At 58.1% G+C, this 25,428-nt stretch carries 20 protein-coding genes; 9 read left to right on the top strand and 11 right to left on the bottom strand.

Annotated features, from left to right (window positions below; translation table 11 throughout):
- Positions 1-36: 36 nt before the first annotated feature.
- The 5 genes from KGB27_RS07520 to kdpF form a co-directional block, all read right to left on the bottom strand.
- Positions 37-2,694 (bottom strand): sensor histidine kinase, encoded by a 2,658-nt coding sequence (locus tag KGB27_RS07520; RefSeq protein WP_223553761.1) that lies wholly within the window; start codon positions 2,692-2,694, stop codon positions 37-39.
- A 131-nt stretch (positions 2,695-2,825) separates the two neighbouring features.
- Positions 2,826-3,371 carry a potassium-transporting ATPase subunit KdpC gene (gene kdpC / locus KGB27_RS07515; RefSeq protein ID WP_008027289.1) on the bottom strand — a complete coding sequence of 182 codons (546 nt, stop codon included), beginning with the start codon at positions 3,369-3,371 and terminating at the stop codon, positions 2,826-2,828.
- A 152-nt stretch (positions 3,372-3,523) separates the two neighbouring features.
- Positions 3,524-5,581: a potassium-transporting ATPase subunit KdpB gene (gene kdpB, locus KGB27_RS07510; RefSeq protein ID WP_223480794.1), complete on the bottom strand. Its 2,058-nt coding sequence runs from the start codon at positions 5,579-5,581 to the stop codon at positions 3,524-3,526.
- A gap of 10 nt (positions 5,582-5,591) precedes the next feature.
- Entirely contained in the window at positions 5,592-7,286 is a 1,695-nt protein-coding gene (kdpA, locus tag KGB27_RS07505) for a potassium-transporting ATPase subunit KdpA (protein WP_008042180.1), read from the bottom strand.
- Positions 7,287-7,294: 8 nt separating this feature from the next.
- Positions 7,295-7,384, bottom strand: coding sequence for a K(+)-transporting ATPase subunit F (gene kdpF, locus KGB27_RS07500; RefSeq protein WP_007899818.1), 90 nt, complete (start codon positions 7,382-7,384; stop codon positions 7,295-7,297).
- Between the two features lie 393 nt (positions 7,385-7,777).
- Here kdpF and eat point away from each other — a divergent pair, with 393 nt between their 5' ends.
- Positions 7,778-9,142 carry an ethanolamine permease gene (eat, locus tag KGB27_RS07495; RefSeq protein ID WP_223553759.1) on the top strand — a complete coding sequence of 455 codons (1,365 nt, stop codon included), beginning with the start codon at positions 7,778-7,780 and terminating at the stop codon, positions 9,140-9,142.
- Between the two features lie 125 nt (positions 9,143-9,267).
- Positions 9,268-9,435, top strand: coding sequence for a DUF2897 family protein (locus KGB27_RS07490; protein WP_008031772.1), 168 nt, complete (start codon positions 9,268-9,270; stop codon positions 9,433-9,435).
- Between the two features lie 122 nt (positions 9,436-9,557).
- On the opposite strand, the gene KGB27_RS07485 is transcribed toward KGB27_RS07490, so the two are convergent.
- Both KGB27_RS07485 and KGB27_RS07480 read right to left on the bottom strand, forming a co-directional pair.
- Positions 9,558-10,409, bottom strand: a complete 852-nt coding sequence (locus tag KGB27_RS07485) for an urea carboxylase-associated family protein (protein WP_008042178.1) — start codon at positions 10,407-10,409, stop codon at positions 9,558-9,560.
- A 15-nt stretch (positions 10,410-10,424) separates the two neighbouring features.
- Positions 10,425-11,078, bottom strand: a complete 654-nt coding sequence (locus KGB27_RS07480; protein WP_008042177.1) for a GntR family transcriptional regulator — start codon at positions 11,076-11,078, stop codon at positions 10,425-10,427.
- A gap of 176 nt (positions 11,079-11,254) precedes the next feature.
- On the opposite strand from KGB27_RS07480, the gene KGB27_RS07475 reads away from it, so the two are divergent.
- Complete coding sequence (locus KGB27_RS07475) at positions 11,255-11,812, top strand: TetR/AcrR family transcriptional regulator (RefSeq protein ID WP_008042176.1); 558 nt, start codon at positions 11,255-11,257, stop codon at positions 11,810-11,812.
- On the opposite strand, the gene fabF is transcribed toward KGB27_RS07475, so the two are convergent.
- From fabF to KGB27_RS07455, 4 genes are all read right to left on the bottom strand, one after another.
- Entirely contained in the window at positions 11,809-13,083 is a 1,275-nt protein-coding gene (fabF, locus tag KGB27_RS07470) for a beta-ketoacyl-ACP synthase II (RefSeq protein WP_008042175.1), read from the bottom strand. The two genes, KGB27_RS07475 and fabF, sit on opposite strands and share 4 nt — an antisense overlap.
- A 32-nt stretch (positions 13,084-13,115) precedes the next feature.
- Positions 13,116-13,910 (bottom strand): SDR family NAD(P)-dependent oxidoreductase, encoded by a 795-nt coding sequence (locus tag KGB27_RS07465; RefSeq protein WP_008031779.1) that lies wholly within the window; start codon positions 13,908-13,910, stop codon positions 13,116-13,118.
- Positions 13,911-14,114: 204 nt separating this feature from the next.
- Positions 14,115-14,450: a ComEA family DNA-binding protein gene (locus tag KGB27_RS07460; protein WP_223553757.1), complete on the bottom strand. Its 336-nt coding sequence runs from the start codon at positions 14,448-14,450 to the stop codon at positions 14,115-14,117.
- Positions 14,451-14,562: 112 nt separating this feature from the next.
- Positions 14,563-16,557, bottom strand: coding sequence for a polysaccharide biosynthesis protein (locus KGB27_RS07455; RefSeq protein ID WP_032832695.1), 1,995 nt, complete (start codon positions 16,555-16,557; stop codon positions 14,563-14,565).
- A 1,177-nt stretch (positions 16,558-17,734) separates the two neighbouring features.
- Between KGB27_RS07455 and wecB the strand changes: the two genes are divergently transcribed.
- From wecB to asnB, 6 genes are all read left to right on the top strand, one after another.
- On the top strand, positions 17,735-18,868 hold the full coding sequence (wecB, locus tag KGB27_RS07450) for a non-hydrolyzing UDP-N-acetylglucosamine 2-epimerase (RefSeq protein WP_008042169.1): 1,134 nt from the start codon (positions 17,735-17,737) through the stop codon (positions 18,866-18,868).
- Positions 18,869-18,871: 3 nt separating this feature from the next.
- Positions 18,872-20,137, top strand: coding sequence for a UDP-N-acetyl-D-mannosamine dehydrogenase (gene wecC / locus KGB27_RS07445; RefSeq protein WP_192416960.1), 1,266 nt, complete (start codon positions 18,872-18,874; stop codon positions 20,135-20,137).
- Positions 20,138-20,281: 144 nt separating this feature from the next.
- Positions 20,282-21,526 carry a hypothetical protein gene (locus KGB27_RS07440; protein ID WP_207285330.1) on the top strand — a complete coding sequence of 415 codons (1,245 nt, stop codon included), beginning with the start codon at positions 20,282-20,284 and terminating at the stop codon, positions 21,524-21,526.
- Between the two features lie 2 nt (positions 21,527-21,528).
- Positions 21,529-21,990: a serine O-acetyltransferase gene (locus tag KGB27_RS07435; protein ID WP_008042166.1), complete on the top strand. Its 462-nt coding sequence runs from the start codon at positions 21,529-21,531 to the stop codon at positions 21,988-21,990.
- 21 nt (positions 21,991-22,011) lie between these two features.
- On the top strand, positions 22,012-23,559 hold the full coding sequence (locus KGB27_RS07430; RefSeq protein WP_223553755.1) for an O-antigen ligase family protein: 1,548 nt from the start codon (positions 22,012-22,014) through the stop codon (positions 23,557-23,559).
- Positions 23,559-25,397: an asparagine synthase (glutamine-hydrolyzing) gene (gene asnB, locus KGB27_RS07425; protein WP_008042146.1), complete on the top strand. Its 1,839-nt coding sequence runs from the start codon at positions 23,559-23,561 to the stop codon at positions 25,395-25,397. The genes KGB27_RS07430 and asnB overlap by 1 nt, the downstream gene beginning before the upstream one ends.
- The last annotated feature ends 31 nt before the right edge of the window (positions 25,398-25,428 follow it).

Here is a 25,428-nt window from a genome sequence, read left to right as displayed (position 1 = left end):
AGATGTCCAAAGGGTATCAGGCTTCACTTTCAGTGCTCACTGTCCGCTCTCGATTTCAAAGGAAGGTTGTTCCTGCAAGGGCAAGTGAAGGGTGATGCAGGTGCCGCGCCCGTCGATGCCGTCATCGACGCTGATGCGCCCGCCGTGCGCGCCGACCATGCCCTGACAGATCGCCAGCCCCAGCCCGGTCCCCTGCCCGCCACGATCACCGCGTGCGGCGGTGTAGAACATGTCGAAAATCTTCGCCCGCTCTTCTTCCGGAATGCCCGGGCCTTCATCGCTGACCGAGAAGAACAGCTCGTTTTCATCCACGCCGGCGCGCAATTGCAAGCGCCCATGCACCGGTGAAAATCGTGCGGCGTTTTCCAGCACGTTGACCAGCGCCTGCTCGATCAGCGCGGCGTGGACGAACAGCAACGGCAGTTGCGCGGGCACATCGGTGCTGACCTGCAACGGCGCCAGCACCGCGCGCAGGCGATTGAGCGAACTGCCAACGATGTCGGCCGGTGACACCCAGTCCCGCGCGAGCTTCAGCGCACCGTGACCGAGGCGGGTCATGTCCAGCAGGTTTTGAATGTAGCGATCAAGGCGCTCGGCTTCATCGCGCGTGCCTTCGAGCAGTTCGCGGCGATCCTCCAGCGGGATGGCTTCGCCGAGCGCCAACAGGCTGTCGATGCTGCCGCGCATGGAGGTCAGCGGCGTGCGCAGATCGTGGGACACCGAGGCCAGCAAGGCACTGCGCAGTTGCTCGGTTTCGCCGTGCAGCCGCGCCGCTTCCAGGTCTTCGGCCAGTTGTGCGCGTGCCAGCGCCTGGGCCAGCGGCTGACTGAGCGCGGTCAACAAACGTCGACGCTGACCGCTCAAGGTCTGCCCTTCTTTGGCACAGACGCCGAGCAACGCCAGCGGCCCGTCTTCCACCGAAAGCGGCCACCACCACCAACGCCCCAACGGCAGCGTGCCGGTGCCCGCGCCCGCCGGTTGATCGTGTTGCCAGGCCCAATCGGCGGCGGCGCGTTCGGCTTCGGTGAATTCCAGCGGGCCACCGGTTTCGACTTTCCAGCCCGCCTGACCGTCGCGATTGAGCAGGCACAGCTGCACGTCTTTCCAGCCGTTGAGGTGCTGCGCGGCGGCGCTGACCACGGCCTGGCGGTCGGTGGCGGCGGTGAGTTTGCGCGACAGGTCGAGCAGTTCGGTGGTCTCTTCCTGCGTATCGCGCAACGCCTGCAATTGCCGGCGCTGGCGCGCCGCGAGGTTGCCGGTGAGCGCAGCCATGAGCAGGAAAAACAGCAGCGTCAGTACGTCTTCTTCGCGCTGGATGCTGAAGGAAAAATTCGGCGGAATGAACAGAAAGTCATAGGTCAGAAACGACAGCGCCGCACAGGCCAGCGCCGGGCCGAGGCTGCTGCGCACCGCCACCAGCAACACGGCGGCGAGGAACACCAGCGAGATGTTCGGCAGCGGCAAGACACTCGCCACGGCCCAGGCCAGTGCGCTGGCGAGCACGGTTGCAACCAGCGCCAGCGCGTAGTCGAACCACACCAGCGACTGCGCCGAACGCTGGCGCGGCTGATGCTGTTCCTGATCGCTGTCGAGGACGTTGATTTCCAGTCCACGTGCATCGCGCAGCAAGCGCGAGGCCAGACCACCGCCGAACAGGCGCCGACGCAAACGCTGCCGGGACTGACCGACCAACACCAGGCTGGCACGGCGTTCGGCGGCGTGCTGGATCAGGGTTTTCGCAACTTCGCCGGCACGCAACAACACCACTTCGCCACCGAGACGTTCGGCCAGTTGCTGGGCACTTTGCAGACGCAGGCGCGATTGCTCGTCGCGCACGCTGCCGTTGTCCACGTGCACCAGGCTCCACGGCAAATGCCGGCGCTGGGCGACACGACTGGCGTGACGCACCAGGCGTTCGGCCTGAGCATCGCCATCGACACCGACCAACAGCCGACCGCGCACCGCAGGTGCCGCCTGGCCGAGCTGGCGATACCCTTGCGCCAGATCGTTATCGACCTGGGCCGCCGCCGTCTGCATCGCCAATTCGCGCAGGGCAGTGAGGTTGGTCTGGGTGAAAAACGCATCGATGGCCGCCCGCGCCTGCTCCGGCACGTAGACCTTGCCGTCGCGCAGTCGTTCGAGCAGCTCGCGTGGCGGCAAGTCGATCAGCAGCAGTTCATAGGCTTCTTGCAGCACCCAGTCCGGCAAGGTTTCGCGGACCTGCACGCCGGTGATGCCGCGCACCTGGTCGTTGAGGCTTTCCAGGTGCTGGACGTTGACCGTGGTGAACACGTCGATGCCGGCGGCGAGCAGTTCCTGAATGTCTTGCCAGCGCTTGGCGTGACGACTGCCGGGTGCGTTGCTGTGGGCCAGTTCGTCGACCAGCACCAGTTTCGGTTTGGCCGCGAGCAGGCCGTCGAGGTCCATTTCTTCGAGCATCACGCCACGGTACTCCGAGCGCACCAGCGGTTGCTGCGGCAAGCCGCCGAGCAGCGCTTCGGTTTCGGCACGGCCGTGGGTTTCGACCACGCCGGCGATGACTTTTACGCCCTGGCGCAGCTGAGTGTGGGCCGCTTGCAGCATGGCGTAGGTCTTGCCGACACCGGGCGCGGCACCGAGGAAAACCTTGAGCCGGCCACGGCCATCGCGGGGCAGGTCTGCTAACAGCGCGTCGGCGCGGCCGGAGTCACTCATGTTTGGGGATCTCTTATTTCAGATATTGATGTGGTGATTGTTCTATCGCCATCGCTAGCAGGCTAGCTCCCACAGGGGGTATGCATTCCCCTGTGGGAGCTAGCCTGCTAGCGATTGGCGACGCCACCGATTTACAACTTTTCCAGCGCCATATTCAGCGCCAACACATTCACCACCGGCGGGCCTACCAACGGCTGTTCGATGTGCGCGGCCAGCAGATTCTGAAGCGTAGACACCGGCAGATTCCGCGTCGCCGCAACACGCGCCAGTTGATAGGCAATCGCCGCTGGTGGCAAGTGCGGATCAAGCCCGCTGCCAGAAGTGGTCAGCAGCGCCAACGGCACCGGCCCCTGGCCTGGCACCAGCAGTTTATTGGCATCGTCGATCACCCGAGTGGCCAGGGCCGGGTTGCTTGGCGACAGGTTGCTGGCGCTGCTCGATACCGTGGCGAAAGCACCGGCCGACGGGCGTGGATGGAACCACGCGTCACCGGTAAAATCCTGGGCAATCAGCGAAGAGCCGCGAACTTTGCCGTCGGCGTCGCGCACGAGGCTGCCATTGGCCTGGTCAGGAAACGCGACCTGCGCGACGCCAGTGACCACCAACGGATAAGCGACGCCGGTGATCAGGGTCATCAGGACCAGCAGGCTCAGGGCCGGACGTATCATTGTGGACATTTCAAAATCCTCGAATTCGGTGAACAGATTCGGTGTTCATATAGATGAACCGTGGTGCATTCTTCGCGAGCAAGCTTCGCTCCTACAGGCCGGTGGTGAACACCTGTAGGAGCCGGCTTGCCGGCGATCGAGCGCGAAGCGCTCGCCAAGGGTCAAACCAGATGCAACGCCGTCAACAGCATGTCGATCGCCTTGATGCCCACGAACGGCACCAGAATCCCGCCCAGTCCGTAGATCAACAGGTTGCGGCGCAGCAACGCCGCCGCACTCGCCGCCTGCACACGCACGCCACGCAAGGCCAGTGGAATCAGCACCACAATGATCAAGGCGTTGAACACGATGGCCGACAGAATCGCGCTCTGCGGACTGCTCAGTTGCATGACGTTGAGCACACCCAGTTGCGGGTAGATCGAGGCAAACAGCGCCGGCAGAATCGCGAAGTATTTGGCGACGTCGTTGGCAATGGAGAAAGTCGTCAGCGCACCGCGGGTCACCAGCAATTCCTTGCCGATCTGCACCACGTCCAGCAACTTGGTCGGGTCGCTGTCGAGGTCGACCATGTTGGCCGCTTCGCGCGCCGCTTGCGTGCCGTCGTTCATCGCCATGCCGACGTCGGCCTGGGCCAGGGCCGGGGCGTCGTTGGCGCCGTCGCCGCACATGGCGACCAGACGACCGTCGTTCTGCTCATGACGAATGCGCGCCAGTTTTTTCTCCGGCGTAGCTTCAGCCAGCACGTCGTCCACACCAGCTTCGGCCGCAATCGCCGCGGCGGTCAGCGGGTTGTCACCGGTCACCATGACGGTGCGAATCCCCAGCTTGCGCAGCTCGGCGAAACGCTCGCGGATACCTGGCTTGACCACGTCCTTGAGGTGGATCGCGCCGAGCAATTTACCGTCGGCGCACACCAGCAACGGCGTGCCGCCACTCTGGGCGATCTTGTCGATTTCCCGGGACAGTGCCGGGGCGAGATCGGCGCGTTTCAGGCCGACGAACGCCAGCAGCGAATCCACCGCGCCCTTGCGATACACACGGCCCTGATAGTCGACACCGGACAAGCGAGTCTCGGCGCTGAACGGCACCGCCGTCAGCACTTCGGTGGCAGGCTCGGGTTGTGGATGAATGCCGCGCAGGTACTCGACGATGGACTTGCCTTCCGCGGTGTCATCGGCCAGCGAAGCGAACAGCGCACCCTCGGCCAGCTCCTTGGCGCTCACACCCGGTGCGGCATACACCGCGGTGCAACGACGGTTACCGAAAGTGATGGTGCCGGTCTTGTCCAGCAGCAACACGTGCACGTCCCCCGCCGCTTCCACGGCGCGCCCGGACTTGGCGATCACGTTCAGGCGCACCAGACGGTCCATGCCGGCGATACCAATGGCCGAGAGCAAACCGCCGATGGTGGTCGGAATCAGCGTGACCAATAACGCCACCAGGAACACCAGCGGCAGGCTGCCGTTGGCGAAGTGGGCGAACGGTTGCAGGGTCACGACCACCAGCAGGAAGATCAGCGTCAGGCCGATCAGCAGGATGTCGAGCGCCACTTCGTTCGGGGTTTTCTGGCGTTTGGCGCCTTCGACCAAAGCGATCATGCGGTCCAGTGTCGACTCGCCAGGGTTGGCGGTGATGCGCACCAGCAGCCAGTCGGAGACCAGTCGGGTGTTGCCGGTGACGGCCGAACGGTCGCCGCCGGATTCACGGATCACCGGCGCGGATTCACCAGTAATCGCCGCTTCGTTGACCGCCGCGATGCCTTCGATGACCTCGCCGTCACCGGGGATCATTTCCCCGGCTTCGACGCGCACCACATCGCCCTTGCGCAGGCTGGTGGCCGGCACCACTTGAAAGGCGCCGCTGCCGGTTTTGCGGCGTGCGCTCAAGCCTTCGCTGCCAGCCTTGAGGCTGTCGGCGCGAGCCTTGCCGCGACCTTCGGCCAAGGCTTCGGCGAAGTTGGCGAACAGCACGGTGAACCACAGCCACAAGGCAATTTGCGCAGCGACGAAGGTCGGCACGGCGCTGTCGGGAATGAAGCACAGCACGGTGGTCAGGACGGCGGTCAGTTCGACCACCAGCATCACCGGCGCACGCTGCAACTGCCGTGGGTCGAGCTTGACGAAGGCTTGCACCAGCGCCGGACGCCACAGGGCCGAGATCGCGGTTTTCGGTTGTTCCGGCGCCTTGACGGTGGCGGCTTTACTTACGGGCATATTCATCATTGATTCCTCAGAAGCCCATGCTCAAATGTTCTGCAATCGGACCCAGTGCCAGTGTCGGCAGGAAGGTCAAACCACCCACCAGCAAAATGGTCACGGTTAGCAACGTCACAAACAGCGGGCCGTGGGTCGGGAAACTGTTCTGGCCGATCGGTGCGGTTTTCTTCATCGCAAGGCTGCCGGCCAGGGCCAGTACCGGGAGGATGTAACCGAAGCGACCGATCAACATGCCCAGGCCGAGCATCAGGTTATGGAACGCGGTGTTGGCACCGAAGCCGCCGAACGCCGAACCGTTGTTGGCGCTGGCCGAGGTGTAGGCGTACAGCAACTGGCTGAAACCGTGGGCACCGGGGTTGCTCACCGAGGCCACCGGACCGGGCAGGCTCGCGGCAATCGCGCCAAGCACCAGCACGCCGACCGGCATCACCAGCAAAGTCACCACCAGCAGTTGCACTTCTTTGGCCTGCAGTTTCTTGCCGAGGTATTCCGGGGTGCGGCCGATCATCAGGCCGGCGAGGAACACCGCGATCAGCACGTTGAGCAACATGCCGTAGAGCCCGGCACCGACGCCGCCGAAGATCACTTCGCCGACCATCATGTTGACCATCGCGACCATGCCGCTCAGCGGGTTGAGGCTGTCGTGCATGCCGTTGACCGAGCCGTTGGACGCGGCGGTCGTGGTCACCGACCACAACACCGTGGCGGTGGTGCCGAAGCGCGCTTCCTTGCCTTCCAGCGGCGCGGTCTGTTCGACGGCGACGTTGTTCAGGGTCGGGTTCGGTTGGTATTCAGCCCACAGCGAGGTCGCGCCGCCAATCAGGAACAGCGCCAGCATGCAGGCGATGATCGCGCGGCTCTGACGCAGGTCTTTGACGTAATGACCGAAGGTGAACACCAGGGCGACCGGGATCAGGATGATCGAGGCCACCTCGAACAGGTTGCTCCACGCCGTCGGGTTCTCGAACGGGTGCGCCGAGTTGACGCCGAAGAAGCCGCCACCGTTGGTGCCCAGTTGCTTGATCGCAATCTGGCTGGCGGCCGGGCCCAGCGGGATCACCTGATCGACGCCTTGCATCGTCACCGCATTCACGTACTGCGCGAAAGTTTGCGGCACGCCCTGCCAGACCAGGTACAGCGCCAGCAGCAGGCACAGCGGCAGCAGGCCGTAGAGGGTGGCGCGGGTCATGTCGACCCAGAAATTGCCCAGGGTTTTGGTCGATTTGCGACCGATACCCCGGCACAACGCAACCAGCACAGCGAGGCCGGTGGCGGCGCTGACGAAGTTCTGCACGGTGAGGCCGACCATCTGGCTCAGGTAGCTCAGCGAGGCTTCGCCGCTGTAGCCCTGCCAGTTGGTATTGGTCATGAAACTGACGGCGGTGTTGAACGCCAGCGTCCACTCCTGACCCGGCAGGTTTTGTGGGTTGAGCGGCAAGTGGTCCTGGAACAACAGGATCACGAACAACAGCAAAAAGCCCGCAAGGTTGAAGGCGAGCAAGGCCAGGGTGTATTTCTGCCAGCTCTGTTCGGCTTGCGGATCAACGCCGGCCACCCGATAACAGCCACGCTCCACAGGTCCCAGGATCGGTGTCAGCCAGGTGCGCTGGCCTTCCATGACCTTGTAGTAGAACCGCCCGAGAAACGGTGCCGGGATCAGCACCACGGCGAAGAAGGCCAGGATCAGCCAATAGTCATAACTGTGCATAGCCGCTCCTAGTTCCGGTCCGCGCGCAACAGCGCAACCAACAGATAAATGAACAGCCCCACTGCCAACAGCAGTGACACCCCGTCCAGAACGCTCATGGAAGTTCTCCGTGTTACGGCGTATTGCCGCGTGTGGAGTCATTGTCGGAAGGAAGGCTGTAAAGGAGCGAGATCGAGGGGGTTGGCTGGGCATAAAGAAAGTGTAAAGAGTGGGTTTATGCCTTTGTTACAGCGGTGTTTGGGCGGGCCCCTTCGCGGGCAAGCCTCGCTCCTACAGTTTTGAATGCGCCGATCCCCTGTAGGAGCGAGGCTTGCCCGCGAAGACGGCATAACAGACACCAACGCCCCCAACTGATGCATAAAACCCATCCATCCAGCGCCGAACATCCCCGATACGACACCTTTTTGCGCTTTACGACGGCCATCACCACACTGGCACGCCCACTGCACACGCCCCCCCCGAGCTGTCCAAACCGTTCAGGGAGCAAACGCATGAACACACAACTCAAACCCACGCTGGGCACGCTGCACCTGTGGGGCATCGCGGTCGGGCTGGTGATTTCCGGTGAGTATTTCGGCTGGAGTTACGGCTGGGGCGTGGCGGGCACACTTGGTTTTCTGGTGACGTCCTTCATGGTCGCCACGATGTACACCTGCTTCATCTTCAGCTTCACCGAGCTGACCACGGCGATTCCCCACGCCGGCGGTCCCTTTGCCTACAGCCGCCGCGCCTTTGGCGAGAAAGGCGGATTGATCGCCGGGCTGGCGACGCTGATCGAATTCGTCTTCGCCCCACCGGCCATCGCACTGGCGATCGGCGCCTACCTCAACGTGCAATTCCCCGCCCTCGACCCGAAACACGCAGCGGTCGGCGCCTACATCGTGTTCATGGGCCTGAACATCCTCGGGGTGAAACTGGCGGCAACCTTCGAGCTGGTGGTCTGCGTACTCGCGGTGGCTGAATTGCTGGTGTTCATGGGCGTGGTTGCGCCGGCGTTCAGCTTCAGTAACTTCGCGCTGAACGGCTGGGCCGGCTCCGATGTGTTCGGCGCACCGGCGATTGCCGGGATGTTCGCGGCGATTCCGTTTGCCATCTGGTTTTTCCTCGCCATCGAAGGCGCCTCCATGGCTGCCGAAGAAGCCAAGGACCCGAAACGCACGATTCCCAAGGCGTACATCAGCGGCATTTTGACCCTGGTGTTGTTGGCCATGGGAGTGATGTTCTTTGCCGGCGGCGTCGGCGACTGGCGCACTTTGTCGAACATCAACGACCCGCTGCCGCAAGCGATGAAAACCGTGGTCGGTGAAAGCTCCGGCTGGTTGCACATGCTGGTGTGGATCGGCCTGTTCGGTCTGGTGGCGAGTTTCCACGGGATCATCCTCGGTTACTCGCGGCAGTTCTTCGCCCTTGCGCGAGCCGGTTACCTGCCGGCGTCGCTGGCCAAACTCTCGCGCTTCCAGACGCCGCACCGGGCAATCATCGCCGGTGGTGTCATCGGGATCGCGGCGATTTACAGCGACGGCTTGATCAACCTCGGCGGCATGACACTGACCGCCGCGATGATCACCATGGCGGTGTTCGGCGCGATCGTGATGTACATCATGAGCATGCTCAGCCTGTTCAAGCTGCGTAAAACCGAGCCGAACCTGGAGCGCACTTTCCGCGCGCCGTGCTTCCCGTTGGTGCCGGCCATTGCACTGGTGCTGGCGGTGGTGTGCCTGGTGGCGATGGCGTGGTTCAACGCGCTGATCGGTGCGATTTTCCTCGGCTTCATGGCCGTGGGTTTCGTGTACTTCATGCTGACCGCGCAATTGCGCGCCGATGCACCGGCGGACGCGATGTTGACCGGGCTCTGAATCGCAGCAGGTGTTGCGAGTCGATCAGGCATAGAATGGAACCACTGCGAAATTGAATCGCTCAAAGTGGTATGCACGATCGATTGGCGAAACCCGCCAATCGGCCTGCCCTCAAGGAGAGCCCTATGCCCTGGTATGCCTGGTTGATTCTGATCGTTGCAATCGGCTCGATCGTGGGTGGTTTGATGTTGTTGCGCGACACCGCCCACAAGGTCGAACTGACCGATGAGCAACGCAAGCGCGTCGCTGAACGCAACGCGCAAGCGGATGCCAAGGATGCGCAGGACCGCTGAAAAAACCTGATCCCTGTAGGAGCGAGCCTGCTCGCGATGCACCTGAGAACAACGCGTTTATTCAGAATAAACGCGTTATCGTTAACGTCCATCGCGAGCAGGCTCGCTCCTACAGGTGACGGCTATTTTTCCCAATCGGCCTTGGCGATGTGCAAGCCATGCAGCCCTTTGTACGCCGCACGCTCCGGCTGGCTCCAGCCTTCGAGCAGTGAATCCTCCAGTTTGTAGATCTCCACCCCAAGCGGACGACACACGCTCAGCGGGTCCTGCGCGTCCGGCCCCCACATGGCCAGCGACAGATCGCCTCCCGGGCAGGTCGACAGCGCGCACAACAGATCGATCTCGGCAAAGAATTCCAGGTAATCGCCCTTCTGCGCCGGGCAGGCTTTCATGAAGTACATGTCGTCGTGATTGAGGCCGGTGCACTGGAAAATGTTCAGCACGTCATGCACGTCGAACTCGGTCAGGCCATGGGGCAACACTGCGCGGGTCAGGTTGGAGTGGCAGTGATGGTGGAAGTCTTCGCCGGTGAGCATTTTGTTCACATAGGGATCGCAGCGGGTGCCGAGCAAGTCGTGCAGGCGCCCACCATGTTCGTCAATGCCGTAGTCGGCCAGGCTGTCATCGGTGATGGTCACCAGCGGCCGCAAGAATGGCAGGTTCGACCAGAGCCGGTCGTGAGTGCTGACATGCGCCCCCTGCAACTGCCGCGTGCGCGAAGCCCACAAGCGTTCACGCGGATCGTTGGCATTCCAGACGTTGAAATCCCCGACTTGCGGGCCGACCGGCGTGGTCACGCGAAACACGTGCCCAGCCGGGACATTCCAGGCGCGGCCGGTGCGGATCGGCACTTCGAACTGCTCGATCAGCGTGCGCCCCTCCTTCGTATCCCGGATCTTTTCATAGAAGGCTTTGTCCACCTGCAAGGCCGAACCTTTGCTGACTTGGTAGGCCGCTGGATAGTCTTTGTACATGGCACGAATCCTCGATCAGTGATGGGAAGAAGGAGCAAGCATTTGCAACAGAAGGTGTTCGGAATCGTCGAGATAACGGCTCATGGCGTCCTCGGCGGCGCGTTTGTCGCCTTCGGCCAACAGCTCGTGAATCTGCCGGTCACGCGCCAGCCAGGGCGCCTGAAACCGTGATTCATCGGGCGCGGCGCAAAACACCAGGCGCAGTTGCGCGACGACATTGGTGAAGAACTCATCGAACAACGGGCTGCGCAGCAACCCGACGATGTGTTGATGAAACGCCAGGCTGTGCGTGCCCACGGCGCGCCAGTCCTCGCGCTCCCGGGCCAGTTCGGTGGCTTCCAGGGCTTCGAGCATCCGGTCGGACTGATAATCGCGCAGCGGCTGACTGGCACTGATGGCCTGCAACTCCAGCGTGCGGCGGACGTTGAACAGATCCCGCACATCGTCGACGCCCAAGCGACGCACCATCACGCCCTTGTTGCGCACATAACGGGTCAGACCTTCCTGCCCTAGGCGGTGCAAGGCTTCGCGAATGGTGTTGCGGGAAGCGTTGTAGGCTGACACCAGATCGTTTTCCACCAGCGCCATGCCGGGCAGCAAACGACCGCCAATGATGTCGGCGCGTAACTCCAGGGTGATGTGGTCGGCTAGGGACAGTCCGCTGTTCATTCTTATCGCCTCATGATTGTTCAACAATCGTCAGCTAACGGGTAATCACTATCCGTGCCAATTTATTCGAGACGCCATGAAGGAGTTGGACGCATCTGCATGCTTTTTAGAAATAGAAGTACAGTCACCATCCCATTTCCATTGGTTAAGATGGCGCATTGTTGCGGAGATACCAGATGCGTTACTCGCAGGACCATAAAGCTCAGACCCACAAACGCATCATCAAGGAAGCTTCAGCGCGATTTCGCCGCGACGGTATTGGCGCGACCGGCTTGCAGCCCCTGATGAAAGCGCTGGGCTTGACTCACGGCGGCTTCTATTCGCATTTCAAGTCCAAGGATGAGCTGGTAGAAAAGGCCCTGCAGGCTGCAGGCGCCGAGGTGGAAGTCATCTGCGCCGAACTGTTCGCTCAGGAACGCCCACTCGAGGCATTCATTGACGCGTACTTGTCCGAATGGCACCAGACTTCGCCCCATGAAGGGTGCCCGTTGCCGACAATGTCATCGGAACTCGGCCTGCGCGGACAGCCAAGTCCGACCTCCGATGTAGTACTCAATGCGCGGCTCGAACAAATACAAGGCACCCTTGAAGGTGATGATGCCGCCGACCAGAGCATCTTCATCATGTCCGCAATGGTCGGGGCGCTGCTGTTGTCGCGCAGTGTCGAGAGCGCCGATCTGGCCCAGCGGATTCTCGACGTCACGCGCGATTTTCTCAAAAAGCCCCGGGATTAACCCTGCCAGCGTTTAAAGAGCACGCTGGCATTGACCCCACCAAAGCCGAAACCGTTGGATAGCGCATACTCGATGGCCATCGGTCGCGCCTGACCACGGACGATATCCACGCCTTGCGCCGCCGGATCCGGGTTATCCAGGTTGAGGGTGGCCGGCACGATCTGATCACGGATCGCCAACAACGTGAAGATCGCCTCGATCCCGCCCGCCGCGCCGAGCAAATGCCCGGTGGCCGACTTGGTCGACGTGACCGCAATCTTGTTATCCGTGCCGAACAACGATTTGATCGCAGCCAACTCGCCCAGATCTCCAACCGGCGTCGAGGTTGCGTGAGCATTGAGGTGCTGCACCTGTGCCGCAGCAACGCCCGCCTGAGCCAGCGCCAGTGACATCGCCCGTCGCGCACCACTGCCATCTTCGGGGCCGGCGGTCAGGTGATAGGCGTCGGCGCTGGTGCCGTAACCGACCAGTTCCGCCAGCGGTTGCGCGCCACGGGCCAATGCATGCTCCAGGGATTCGATCACCAGAAGACCTGCGCCCTCACCCATGACAAAACCATCGCGGTCACGGTCGAACGGACGCGAAGCACGCTCCGGGGTTTCGTTGTAACCACTGGACAATGCGCGAGCCGCAGCAAACCCGGCGAGACTGACACGATCGATCGACGCCTCCGCACCGCCACACACCGCAATGTCCGCCTCACCGCAACGGATCAGCCGCGCCGCATCGCCAATCGCCTGAACCCCGGCCGCGCACGCCGTTACCGGAGCACCCAGGGGGCCTTTGAATCCGTGCTGGATCGACACATGGCCCGCGGCCAGATTGACCAGAAAGGAGGGAATGGTGAAAGGCGACAAACGCCGCGGGCCACGACTGTCGGTGGTGCGGACCGCATCGGCAATCGCGCCGAAACCACCGACCCCCGAACCGATAATGGTCGCCGTACGCTCCTGGGCATTGGCGTCCTGTGCCTGCCAACCGGCTTGCTCAAGCGCCTGACGTGCCGCTTCCATGGCAAACATAATGAAGCGGTCCATCTTCTTCTGCTCTTTGGGTGGCGTCGCACGATCCGGGTCAAAACCCGCCTCGGCATCTTCGGCCAGCGTCGGCACTGCGCCACCGACCTTGGCCGGCAGATCAGCCACGACTTCGTCCGGCAGGTTGCGCAATCCCGAACGTCCGGCCAACAGACGCTCCCAGACGGCTTCGACCCCGCTACCCAGCGGAGACACCAAACCCATGCCCGTTACAACCACTCGACGTTCACTCATACCGCAACTACCTCAAGCCAATGGAGAGTGCCTCACTTGTAACGCGAAGCGGCCTTGCTTTTGGAAAGATTCGGCGCCATCACCAGACGCGCCGCGACAAACGCATCCCAGTCAGAGGCATCCGGCAACGAAGGAATAGTGATCAGTTCTCCCTGGTCCAGCCCCGACAACGATGCATCGACCATCTCGCCCGCTTCCATGACCATGTCCGCCGGGATCTGGCTTGCGTCAATACCGGAACGCTCCCAGATTTCGGTGCGTGTCACGCCTGGCAACACCGCTTGTACTTTGACCCCGGTGCCATCCAGCTCGGCATTCAACGACTGGGTCAGGCTCAACACATAAGCCTTGCTGGCGCTGTAGGTGGCGTTGAAGCGTTCGGGAAACAACGCCACCACCGAGGCGATGTTGATGATCGTACCCCGGCCGGCTTTGGCAAAACTGGCGGCCGCCGCCGAAGCCAGGCGCGTGACCGTCGTGACGTTCAATTGAATCAAACGTTCCAGTTGGTCCAGATCGGCGTTGGCCAGCAAGCCATCTGCCGCGACACCCGCGTTATTCAGCAGCAGACTGATACTCGAATCGCTGCGAAGGCGTTGCTCAAGTTTCAGCACATCATCCTTTTGCGTGAGATCCGCTTTCAGCACTTCGACCTGAACACCATGCTCGGCGCGCAGCTTGCTCGCCGCCGCCTGAAGACGCTGTTCGTCACGTGCAACCAGCAACAAATCAAAACCGCGCGCTGCCAAGCGCTCAGCGTAAATGGCACCAATCCCGGATGAAGCACCGGTGACAAGAGCCGTACCTTGGGTCTGGACAGAATTCATGACGTGCTCCTGGAATGTGTAAGGAAAAGAAAAGCGCCTGCGCTTCAGAGCGCCAAGCTGGATGACAAATTTATTATAGGCATAATTTAATCACAATATGATAGCCGTAATTTTTCATCTGCCGACGGAAGGCGCTAAATCACCACGTACGCCAGAATGCAAAAAGGCCGGTCAATGACCGGCCCATGGCGCTGAATTACAAGCTTAGTTCACCTCAAGCTTTTCGCGGTTCTTATCCAGAATGGCTTTGCCGATCCCCTTCACTTCGAGCAGCTCGTCCACCGATGTAAACGGCCCATTACTCTCACGATAAGTAACAATCGCCTTGGCCTTGGCTTCCCCGATGCCGGACAACTCCCGTTGCAGGGTCGACGCGTCGGCCTGATTCAAATCAACCTTTTCGGACTGAACCTTGGGAGCGACCTCCATGACCAGAGGTGCAGTGCCCGCCTCCGACTTGGCCGCGGGGGCGGCAATGGCGGCGACAGAGGCAGTGCTCAGGAGGGCAAAAATCAGAGAGTAGAAGTAGCCAGTACGCATAAATGAAGCTCCATGACATCAATTGGGAAAGCAGCTTTTCCGAAGCTGCCTTCCAAACTTAGGTGATGTCTGGAGCCTGTCAAAAATGTGTCAGTTACAGGATGTGAAACAATCAGGGCTCGAGGCGACGCTGCTGATAGATCCAGTCGACGATCTCGCCGTCAGGGGTATAGCCGCTGACCGTTTCGCGCAGAAGCTGGCGGACTCTTGAATAATCATCCTGATCAACCGCTGCCAGCAATTCGCCCAACCGCGCCTTCAGCACATCCCAGGTCAGGTAATCTTCGCTGGCCGTCATGATCATCGGATGCGAGGTCGCCGCAACGTTGTCGCCGATCAGCAGCTCTTCGTAGAGCTTTTCACCTGGGCGCAGGCCGGTGAATTCGATCGAAATGTCACCGTGGATATTTTTGTCCGACCGGACACTCAACCCTGACAGATGAATCATTTTCTCTGCCAACTCGATGATTTTTACCGGCTCGCCCATGTCCAGCACGAAAACGTCCCCGCCCTGCCCCATCGACCCGGCCTGGATCACCAACTGAGCGGCCTCGGGAATGGTCATGAAATACCGGGTGATTTTCGGGTGTGTGACGGTCAACGGTCCGCCAGCCTTGATCTGCTTGTGGAAAAGCGGGATCACGGAACCTGACGAGCCCAACACATTACCGAACCTGACCATGGTGAAACGGGTCTTGTTGACGCGAGACACGCTGGACTTGTCGCCAAACAACACAGGTGCTTTTTCACGGCTGAGCGCCTGCAATGTCAACTCTGCAAGTCGCTTGGTACTCCCCATTACATTGGTGGGGCGAACAGCCTTGTCGGTGGAAATCAGTACAAAGTTTGCAACTCCGGCCTGAAGTGCAGCCTGGGCCGTGTTTAACGTGCCCATGACATTGTTCAACACGCCTTCTGCAATATTGTGCTCGACCATAGGTACATGTTTGTACGCTGCAGCGTGGTAAACCGTATCGACATGCCAGGTCTTCATGACGTCCAGCAACTTGTTCTCGTTACGGACAGAACCCAGGATCGGCAGCAGTTTGACGGACAACGATTCACGCGCAATTCGCTGCTCAAGCTCGGACAGGATGCTGTAAAGGTTGAACTCGCTGTGTTCGAACAACAACAGGGTCGTAGGCCTTAAAGCAAGTATCTGCCGGCACAGCTCCGAACCGATTGATCCGCCCGCACCGGTAACCATCACTGACTGGCCGGTGATGCAATGCTCCAGCAGGTCCTCTTGAGCCGGTACCGCATCACGCCCAAGGAGGTCGGCAATGTCCACTTCCTGGATATCGTCGACCTTGACCCGGCCGCTGGCCAGATCCATGAATCCCGGCACGCTGCGCACATGAAGCGGGAAGCGCTCCAGGTAGCCCAGAATTTCCCGGCGGCGCCCACGGTTGGCCGAAGGGACTGCAAGCAGGATTTCCTGAGCACCTGTCGTGTCAATCAGTTGCTGGATATGCTTGGGCTTGAACACCTGCAACCCGGAAATGACACGACCGGCAATACTTCCGTCATCATCGATGAACGCAACCGGGCGCATCACCCTGCCCATGCGCAGCGCCGCAACAAGCTGGTTGCCTGCGGCGCCAGCGCCGTAAATGGCCACTTTCGGCAAACCATTATCACGATTGGCAAAAGGCACATGTTGCGCCGCCGCGAACCAATCACCCAAAAAGTACTGGCGCATTGCCAAACGCAAGCCACCAATCATGATCAGGCTCAACCACCAGTAGTTGAACATAATCGAGCGGGGCACGACCGTTTGATGATTGCTATATAAATAGACGATGACGCCAAGAATAAGCGAAGAAAGGCTGACGGCTTTAATTATCGCGATAAGTGCATCATTACCGAAATAACGCATCACGGCGCGATACATGCCAAATCGAATAAACAACGGGATGGCAACGACGGGAGCACTAAGAAATAACCAGAGGTGCTGTTGAACAGGGCTGTTCATTTCGTCGATCCCTAGACGAACGACAAAAGCCATCCATAACGAGACCCAAACCAAACCAACATCGGCAACTACCTGCAGGACCCGCTTGTGTCGGCGCGGAAGGCTCAACAAAAAAGCTCTTATTTTATCCATAACCCTATCGAACACCTCACCAAGCTCCTGAAATCAAAAAATAAACTATTGCCTTTGAACCCGCAAAGAAAACCGGCCGATTTACGATGAAATACCAGCGCGGGCAAATGCCGCACCAGCGTAAGGACTGCATCAAAAAATAAACTTCGATCAGGCACCCTTGTACCAAAACAGCTGGAGGGAGGCAGGGCCTGACAGGCTACCGAAGGCAATCCCGATATAATACCTGTGTTGCGGCAGAAATCCCTGATTGCAGGCAAAATTACTGCCATCAAACGCAAGGGCAACCCGGGCGGCCTCGGTTACCCCGGCAGGTGCTGGTAAAAAATGACGAACGTGCCGGAATCGCGGTTCCTACCTGATACAATGCCCCGAACTGCACGCAGCCTATAAGAATCGCAGCTACACCCCTCCGGTGTTGTATCAAAACTGATCAAGATGACCACAAGGAATAGTCTCTCGCCATCAGGCCTTTCACGATTGGCGAGGCACATCTGGCAATCGGCCGGCACCCTGACAACCAATCTGGAAGAAAATTCACTGCATCGAAGACGCATCAAGCTGCAACCTTGGAAAGCATCGAACAAAGAAGGCTATAATCCGCGGCGCCTAAAAAGCTTTCCAGTTCTTAGCGATAAAGAAGAGCGAGCAGGGACACGCTGTAAGAAACTTCTGTCTCCGACGAAAGACCCGGCTAACACGAACTGAACGGTTGACCCCCGATGACAAAGATGTCACTCCGCGATCGAGATCATGCCAGCGGAAGTAAACAGCCCCGCTGCGAGCACCTTCTCGAGAGGGATCAGGCTGTCTCCAGGAAGGGGTGGATTAGATCGATTGAACAGCGCGCCCCAAAGGACAATGATATCCATCTCCTACACTCGCCGACGCCCATGTTTTTTGCTCCTCTGATACTGGAAGGGTTCGGCGATGGCCGCTTGGCAACCAGAGACAATCTGCGCCAGACAATGATCCTGCGCCCGCACACCGGGCTGCTTGTGGATCAGACTCCCGGCAAAACCCTGCGTGCCTGCGCCGCTACTCCGTTAGCGGTAAATAGCGGTTCTGTGCAGCACAAGGAAACAGTGCAAAAACCAATCGAATTCGCCCTTCTCTCATTCGCGTGATAGGCCTGTGCACGCAATAATTTTTTTTATTTTTTAATAGCGGTGTAGCTATGACTTTGAAAACCTTGTGTGTGTTTGGCACGCGCCCCGAAGCAATCAAAATGGCCCCTTTGGCGTTAAGCCTCGCGGCGGACGAACGCTTCGAAGCCAAGGTATGTGTAACCGGCCAGCATCGCGAGATGCTGGACCAGGTACTGAATCTTTTCGAGATCACGCCTGACTTCGATCTGAACATCATGAAGTCTGGCCAGGACTTGACGGACGTCACCACCACTATTTTGCAAGGCATGAAATCGGTCTTCGCCGAGTTCAAGCCCGACATCGTCCTCGTGCATGGCGACACTGCTACCACGTTCGCCACTACCCTGGCGGCCTACTACCAGCAAATCCCTGTCGCTCATGTCGAGGCCGGCCTGCGCACGGGCAATCTCTATTCGCCCTGGCCAGAAGAAGCCAACCGCAAGTTGACCGGCGCTCTGGCAGCCCTGCACTTTGCCCCGACAGACACCTCCAGTCAGAATCTGCTCCGGGAAGGGGTCGCCGCTCAAAGCATTCACGTCACGGGCAACACAGTGATCGACGCCCTGCTGGACGTCGTGGCGAGAATTAAAAACAGCGCCACCCTGCAGCAACAGTTTCACCAACAATTCTCCTTCCTGGGTGAAGGGAAGCGAATCATCCTGGTCACCGGCCATCGCCGCGAAAGCTTCGGTGACGGATTTGAAAAAATCTGCCAGGCACTGCTCACGACGGCGAAAGAATTTCCCGACGTCGAAATCGTCTACCCCGTCCACCTCAATCCGAATGTTCGCGAGCCCGTCAATCGACTCCTGGCCGGCATCGACAACGTTCACTTGATTGAACCACTGGATTATTTGCCTTTTGTGTACCTGATGGACCGCTCCTACCTGATCCTCAGCGATTCGGGCGGCATCCAGGAAGAAGCACCTTCGCTGGGCAAACCCGTTCTGGTCATGCGTGACACCACTGAACGACCGGAAGCCGTCGAGGCAGGCACTGTCAAACTGGTTGGCACCGACATCGACGTTATCACGGGCAACTTGCGCAGCCTGCTGACGGACTCCAACGCTTACAGCCAGATGAGCTTCGCTCACAACCCCTACGGTGATGGCAAGGCGTGCGCGCGGATTCTTGAAACTCTTTCCCAATTTAAAAGAGGCTAACCTATGAGCTTTGAAACCATTTCCGTAGTCGGCCTCGGCTACATCGGATTGCCCACTGCCGCAGTTTTTGCCGCACGCAAGAAAAAAGTCATAGGCGTCGATGTTAATCCTCACGCCGTTGCAACGATCAATCGCGGTGAAATTCACATCATCGAACCGGACCTGGATATTGTCGTGCGGGCAGCGGTAACCGAAGGTTATCTGCGCGCAACCACCACTGCCGAACCGGCCGATGCGTTCCTTATTGCGGTACCGACCCCTTTCAAGGGCGACCACGAACCGGACCTGTCTTACATCGAGTCAGCCAGCAAAGCCATCGCTCCAGTCTTGAAGAAAGGCGATCTGGTCATCCTTGAATCGACTTCTCCGGTCGGCGCAACCGAGCAAATGTCCGCATGGCTGGCTGAAGCGCGCCCGGACTTGAGCTTCCCGCAAACGCACGGCGAAGACTCTGACGTTCGTATTGCACACTGCCCTGAACGCGTCTTGCCGGGTCACGTGCTGCGCGAGCTGATCGAGAACGACCGCATCATCGGCGGCCTGACCGCCAAGTGCTCGGATGCTGCAATGCGTCTGTATAAAACGTTCGTGGAAGGTGAATGCATCATCACCGACGCGCGCACTGCAGAAATGTGCAAGCTGACCGAAAACAGCTTCCGCGACGTCAACATCGCTTTTGCCAACGAACTGTCGATCATCTGCGACAAGCTCGACATCAGCGTATGGGAACTGATCCGCCTGGCTAATCACCACCCGCGAGTCAACATCCTGCAACCTGGCCCTGGTGTAGGCGGTCACTGCATCGCTGTCGACCCTTGGTTTATCGTGAGCAAGACCCCCGATGAAGCGCGCTTGATTCGCGCCGCGCGCGAGGTCAACGACAGCAAGCCACAATGGGTGCTCGATCAGGTCGCGCTCGCAATCGGCAAGTATCTGCAAGAGAACCCGGCTAAAACAGCGAAGGACGTCACTGTCGCCTGTCTGGGCCTGGCATTTAAGCCGGACATCGATGATCTGCGCGAAAGCCCATCCCTTGAGATCACTGTGCAGATTGCAAAAAATCATCCGGGCACCGTTCTGGCCGTTGAGCCGAACATCGAGCGCCTCCCTGCTCGCCTGGAAGGCATCGCAACCCTGAGCCCGGTCGATCAGGCTCTGTCTTCGGCCAACGTCATCGTTCTGCTCGTAGATCACAGTGCGTTTAAAACCATCCCGAAAACCCGCTTGTCATCGCTGAAAGTTATCGATACCCGCGGAGTCTGGACCTGAAAAATCAGGGGTAACTTGATTGCGTACAGAAATCAGGTGGGTCATACACTCACCTGATTTTTTTGCGCTATAAAGCGACAGCGATTTTTACTCTAGATGATCGTGTGCTCGAATTTGTCATGATGAGGTTTAAGAGGTTCCGGCATGGTCAATCTACTAATTCAGGTGCTGACGCTGATAAGTGGCCTGGTTGTAAACTTTGTTATTCCTGGCCTGTATGGACTGGATGCGTATGGCGCGTTCATCAAGGCCAATGTGCTTGTATTTTTATTTCAAAAACTTCTCGACATCGTTAACGAGCAGCTTATTGCCAGTGTCGAAGCCGAGTACATCCTCGTCACCTCATTATTTATGGCGACGTTGATTTTTTTACTGTTCAGTGTGGTCAGCCTGGTAGACGACATCGGTAATCCTTTATTGCTGAGTGTCATGCTGCTCAGCTCAGCGTGCCTGCTTTCCCTGTTCGGGCTTCGTTTGCAGCGCTGGATAGTCGGATACCTCGTTCTCTTCCTGTGTGTTTTTTTCGTCCTCTTGTTCATCAGTTATCAACAGATTCTGCCGCTGAGTATCGTGGACATTCTGCTGCTGACGAATTTGATACCGTGCCTGTTTGCCGTGGCAGTGCTGTTTAGCCATGGCGCAAAACTGCCAGTGGGCAGGCAGTTATTGTCCACCTGCAAGAACGTCTTGTTTTTGTTGCCTAGAATGGTATCCATCACTCTGGTCTTCAATCTGTTTACCAATATCCTGCCCTACATTCTTTCGAAGAGTCTGCCCGTTCGGGACCTTGGACTCTTCCGGGTGATCGTGTCGATCATTCAGTCAGCGACGAGCCTGTTCCCTATAAATGTCAGGGCTGTATTTGTTGCGTTTGTCTCCGGGGGACAGCGTCAAGAGCAATACAGAATCATCATGTCCGTCGCCCTTTTCTACTTCGCACTGGTTGGCTTGTCCGGGTATGCGATGGGATGGCTGTTCCCGCAATACTCCGCTTACCTGGCGATGCTTCCTTGCCTGCCAGTCCTGTACTGGGCCGTGGTGACAGAAAGGTATCTCGTTGCTTCCGGGCTTCATCGTAAAGTAATCATCGCCAACCTCGTCCTGGGCGCACTGGCTGTGGCCGGGATGATCCTGTTCGTTCAGGGCCTGAAACAGGCAGAACTGTTTTATGCGCTTGGGTTCTCTGCCTATTTATTGTTTTTGCACTTGCTGTGCCGACCAGGAATCCGTCTACCGGTCATATTCTGGGTCTCTGTACTCTCCCCCTTCGCAATCGTATTGAAAGACGTCAATTTGATCTGGGGCGTTCTTTACATGCTTTCTCTTTTGATCATTGCGGTTGGGATACTTCGGCTTCGTCCGGCTGACTTTCGCACCTTGAGGTTTTGACAATGAACGCAGTTAAGTTGTATCGCGTAGGAAACTGGTTTTATCAGCGTCGTGTACCCGTCGTACCTGGCCTGATTCGCAACCTGATTTTTCTTTTGTTCAATTCATACATTCCGGTGTCCGCCAATCTTGGAAAAGGCACCATTTTCGCTTACGGCGCCATTGGTGTCGTACTTCACGCGAACGCTAAAGTCGGGACGGGCTGTGTATTAGGCCAAGGAATTACGATTGGTGCTGCAGAAGGCTATGTCACCAGCGAGATCAACAAATGCCCGGTGATTGGGGACAACTGCTACATCGGTGCGGGTGCAAAGATCATTGGCGATATTAAAATCGGGGATAACTGCCAGATTGGAGCATCGGCCGTAGTACTGAAAGACATACCCAACAATTCAATCGTTGTCGGCATTCCAGCCCGAGTGATTGGACAGACCTCTGTAGACTATAAAGCTATACGCCCCTGAAATGGCGAACGGAGTATCGCAATGAGTAGTAACGACTGCATGAAAAACAGCATGGCAATTGCAGCGGCCGCGTGCATTTCCATTCTGCTTATGCAGGATCCTGGCGTTCTTTTCTACACCGGCACTGTTGGTGTTTCCCTGCTTGTGCTGACGGCCATTATTTCGCCTTGGCTGGGCCTGTTGGCGCTATTCCCGCTGGCCTTTGCCTTGCGCCCGGCCCCACCGTCAGTAGGGGCTCAAGAAATATCGTTCGCCGCTTTGCTGGCAGTGATATTCATTGCTGCATTGATCAAGTTGCTTCGCACTTGCGGAATCAGGTCCGTACTGCGCCTTTTCGGTATCCCGCTGCTTATAGGCGCGGGAATATTGAGCATCAACCTGGCCGTGGCCATGCACAATCATGTGCCGATGCTGGACTGGATCAGGGGCGTCATTCCCTTTCTGTTTATATATGCACTGATACCTGTCTGCGCACTGGTCAGCGGTGACGAAAGCAAGATCCGCTGGGTCGGCGCTTCAGTGGGAACCCTGATTTTCCTGACCGCCGGCTACATCGTTTTCTACTACTTCTACCACGACATGTGGCAACCGTACTGGCTCATCCTGACTAACGGAGAGGAAGTCAAGATCTCTCAAGAAGCGGCCTTGAACAACGTCAACGCCATGGGGCCGATGCGCGACCGGATCACCATGCTGCTGGCACAGGCAACAGATGCGTTGCTGCCTGTCGGCATGGTTGTGGGGTTCGTTGTAAGCACGTTGGCACGAGACCGGCGGATTACTATTGTCGGCGCTTTGGTGGCCATGCTTTGCATGGCAGCCGTACTGATCACCTTCACAAGAAGCATGCTGATCAGCGCCCTTTTGGTCATGCTGCTCTTTTCGCTCTATGCATTTTTCGCCCATAAAAACTTGCGCGTGAAGTTGTCGGCCAATTTGGCCACTCAGGGCGTATTTGGCGTTGCATTCATCTTTTCCACTGGCATGGATCAGGTTTGGCTCGGACGCTTGAGTTTGTTATCGGGGGCCGCCTGGAAACGAAAAGGTGACTTCAACGTAATGTCCCGGCTTGAAGAATACAAAATCGCCTGGGAAATGTTCTTGAGCCATCCAGTGCTGGGCAACGGGATGGGTATCAAGCATGGAATGCGCTGGGAAACTTCTGAAGGTGTCTCCTTCACCGAGATGGTTGCGTACATACACAACTGGCCGCTCTACATGCTGATGGTTGGCGGACTGCTGGGCTTTCTGGTTTATTCGTTGGTCATCGCAGGCCCCGTTCTCTATCGTCTTACGTCCCTCAGATCTGAGTCTGCACATTTAACAGTTGTTCGTGCAGCCGTCATGACACTGGCGGTCTACGGTTTGTTTTTCGCGGTATTCCGTCTGATTTCGTTCAACCTGTTGCTTGCTGCTGCCTGGGGAGTGGTCTTCGCGCATAAGTGGTCCCGAGAGAACCGTGCGTCTAGCGCCCATGCCGTACATTCACACACGGCCTCGACTCAAACCAAAGAAAAGCCTGTTGGGCATGAGCCTGCCGATCAAAAAAATGTGGAGCTATCTGTATAATGTGCGGCCTAAGTTTTTTTGCTGTTAAACGCGAGGTCCTCGGAGTTCAGAGCCAGCTGGAATCAAGCCTGGCCGTCACCAAACATCGCGGCCCGGATGCGTCTGGTACTTACTTCGCCAGTGTCGGGGACTACCAGGTAGGCCTCGGACATAACAGGCTCAGCATCCTGGACCTTTCGCCGACCGGCAGTCAGCCAATGTTCGCCGGCAATGGCGTCAGCATCGTATTCAATGGTGAGGTATTCAACCATCATGAACTGCGTAATCAGCTGATCGAAAAAGGCTACTCATTCAAGGGCACCTCGGATACAGAGGTCATTCTTCAGCTTTATGTTGAGCACAAGGAACACGCTTTCAAACTGCTTGAAGGCATGTTCACTTTTGTCATCCTGGATGAAGCCAGAAATAAATTCTTCCTGGTAAGAGATGTTATCGGGATCAAGCCTGTGTACTGCTACTCCAGCACGAACGGCATCTACGCCTGCTCGGAAATACGCGGCCTCAAGAGTTATTCGGAGGTCACCGCCGATATTGATCACGATGACGTTTTCGAGTTCTTCAATAACGGTTTCCTCTACGAACCGAACACCGGCTACAAAGCCATCAAAAAATTGATGCCCGGGACTTACCTTGAGTTCGATCTGCTCACGGGCGCTTGCGAGACCCAGCGTTACCAGACCGTGATGAACTTCAAGACCGAGCAAAACCTCGCCGCAGATGTGAGCAGCGCGGTGACACGGCAATTGGAGGCGGATGTTCCGGTTGGCGTATTTTTCAGTGGCGGCGCTGACTCCAGTATTCTGGCCAGTTACACGGGTGAGGCAGATCTGTTTTTCGCCAAGTACGAAGCGACGGAAGATTCTGCTGTCGATATGAAGTTCTCGGCTGATATCGCTGAACACCTGGGCAAGAAACTAGTGGTGACAGAGATTCTCGATTCGAACACCAACGTGTTCGAGTCGATCGATTTCGTCGCAGCGAATACGGAAGAGCTGGTTTCCGATTACACGTTCTGGGCTACCTATCGGTTATCAACAGAAGCCAGGAAGAGCGGATACACCGTAATGCTCAGCGGGATGGGTGGGGACGAGGCATTCGCCGGCTATCCACGCTACAAGGTCCTGAAGCATCACGGGCTGATTCGGCGGCTCTACCCAGTGCTGAATGCTCTGCTGAAATTCAAGCTGTTTCCCAAGCAGCTCGACAAAAAATTCGAACGACTGGTGTCCTATGCCCAGGAAAGTTACTGGCCTTTGGCGTATTCACGAATGCTGGGATATTTCTCCAGGCAGGAGTTGAAAGGCTTTTTCCCCGATTACTCGAAACGGGAACAGCATTACAAGCAACGCCTGGAGTCCGTGCTCGTCAATTACAAGGGCGATCCCGCAGACAAAGTAAAATGTGCACAACACTTTGACCTGACAGGCTTTCTAAGCCACAACCTCAGTGTTTCCGATAAAGCGAGCATGCTGGCCAGTATCGAGTTGCGTGTGCCTTTGCTCGATGAGCGAGTCGTTGCTAATGGTTTCGCCACCTCAAGTGCAGAACTGCTGAAGGATGGCGCGCCAAAGGCCCCTCTGAAGAGCCTATTGAAAAGCCTGCTTCCCGCCGCTCTTGTGGATCGCCCGAAAACCGGCTTCAACCCTCCCCTCGACGGCATTATCCGTCGGATAGGGGCGGAGCGATTGCTCAGCGAGTTCGAGCGGATTTATCAGTATCTAGAGCGCGAAGAAGTGGAAAAGCTGGTGACGAATCATTTTTCGGGCGCAATCAACAACACGTACAAGCTGTGGCAGGTGCTGTACTTTGAACGTTGGTTGAAACTGAACTTTGCGTAAAAGCTTCCAGGTCCGCTTGTAAACGACGACA

It is taken from the genome of Pseudomonas sp. BF-R-01 (genome assembly GCF_019946615.1).
Lineage (GTDB): Bacteria > Pseudomonadota > Gammaproteobacteria > Pseudomonadales > Pseudomonadaceae > Aquipseudomonas > Aquipseudomonas migulae.
The sequence above is the reverse complement of the archived record's forward strand: the minus strand, read 5'-3'. Positions and strand labels throughout refer to the sequence as shown.

Bases quoted from the DNA above. Each gene is read 5' to 3' on its own strand.
- KGB27_RS07520 (WP_223553761.1), bottom strand. From the start codon at position 2,694: ATGAGTGACTCCGGCCGCGCCGACGCGCTGTTAGCAGACCTGCCCCGC.
- kdpC (WP_008027289.1), bottom strand. From the start codon at position 3,371: ATGTCCACAATGATACGTCCGGCCCTGAGCCTGCTGGTCCTGATGACC.
- kdpB (WP_223480794.1), bottom strand. From the start codon at position 5,581: ATGAATATGCCCGTAAGTAAAGCCGCCACCGTCAAGGCGCCGGAACAA.
- kdpA (WP_008042180.1), bottom strand. From the start codon at position 7,286: ATGCACAGTTATGACTATTGGCTGATCCTGGCCTTCTTCGCCGTGGTG.
- kdpF (WP_007899818.1), bottom strand. From the start codon at position 7,384: ATGAGCGTTCTGGACGGGGTGTCACTGCTGTTGGCAGTGGGGCTGTTC.
- eat (WP_223553759.1), top strand. From the start codon at position 7,778: ATGAACACACAACTCAAACCCACGCTGGGCACGCTGCACCTGTGGGGC.
- KGB27_RS07490 (WP_008031772.1), top strand. From the start codon at position 9,268: ATGCCCTGGTATGCCTGGTTGATTCTGATCGTTGCAATCGGCTCGATC.
- KGB27_RS07485 (WP_008042178.1), bottom strand. From the start codon at position 10,409: ATGTACAAAGACTATCCAGCGGCCTACCAAGTCAGCAAAGGTTCGGCC.
- KGB27_RS07480 (WP_008042177.1), bottom strand. From the start codon at position 11,078: ATGAACAGCGGACTGTCCCTAGCCGACCACATCACCCTGGAGTTACGC.
- KGB27_RS07475 (WP_008042176.1), top strand. From the start codon at position 11,255: ATGCGTTACTCGCAGGACCATAAAGCTCAGACCCACAAACGCATCATC.
- fabF (WP_008042175.1), bottom strand. From the start codon at position 13,083: ATGAGTGAACGTCGAGTGGTTGTAACGGGCATGGGTTTGGTGTCTCCG.
- KGB27_RS07465 (WP_008031779.1), bottom strand. From the start codon at position 13,910: ATGAATTCTGTCCAGACCCAAGGTACGGCTCTTGTCACCGGTGCTTCA.
- KGB27_RS07460 (WP_223553757.1), bottom strand. From the start codon at position 14,450: ATGCGTACTGGCTACTTCTACTCTCTGATTTTTGCCCTCCTGAGCACT.
- KGB27_RS07455 (WP_032832695.1), bottom strand. From the start codon at position 16,557: ATGGATAAAATAAGAGCTTTTTTGTTGAGCCTTCCGCGCCGACACAAG.
- wecB (WP_008042169.1), top strand. From the start codon at position 17,735: ATGACTTTGAAAACCTTGTGTGTGTTTGGCACGCGCCCCGAAGCAATC.
- wecC (WP_192416960.1), top strand. From the start codon at position 18,872: ATGAGCTTTGAAACCATTTCCGTAGTCGGCCTCGGCTACATCGGATTG.
- KGB27_RS07440 (WP_207285330.1), top strand. From the start codon at position 20,282: ATGGTCAATCTACTAATTCAGGTGCTGACGCTGATAAGTGGCCTGGTT.
- KGB27_RS07435 (WP_008042166.1), top strand. From the start codon at position 21,529: ATGAACGCAGTTAAGTTGTATCGCGTAGGAAACTGGTTTTATCAGCGT.
- KGB27_RS07430 (WP_223553755.1), top strand. From the start codon at position 22,012: ATGAGTAGTAACGACTGCATGAAAAACAGCATGGCAATTGCAGCGGCC.
- asnB (WP_008042146.1), top strand. From the start codon at position 23,559: ATGTGCGGCCTAAGTTTTTTTGCTGTTAAACGCGAGGTCCTCGGAGTT.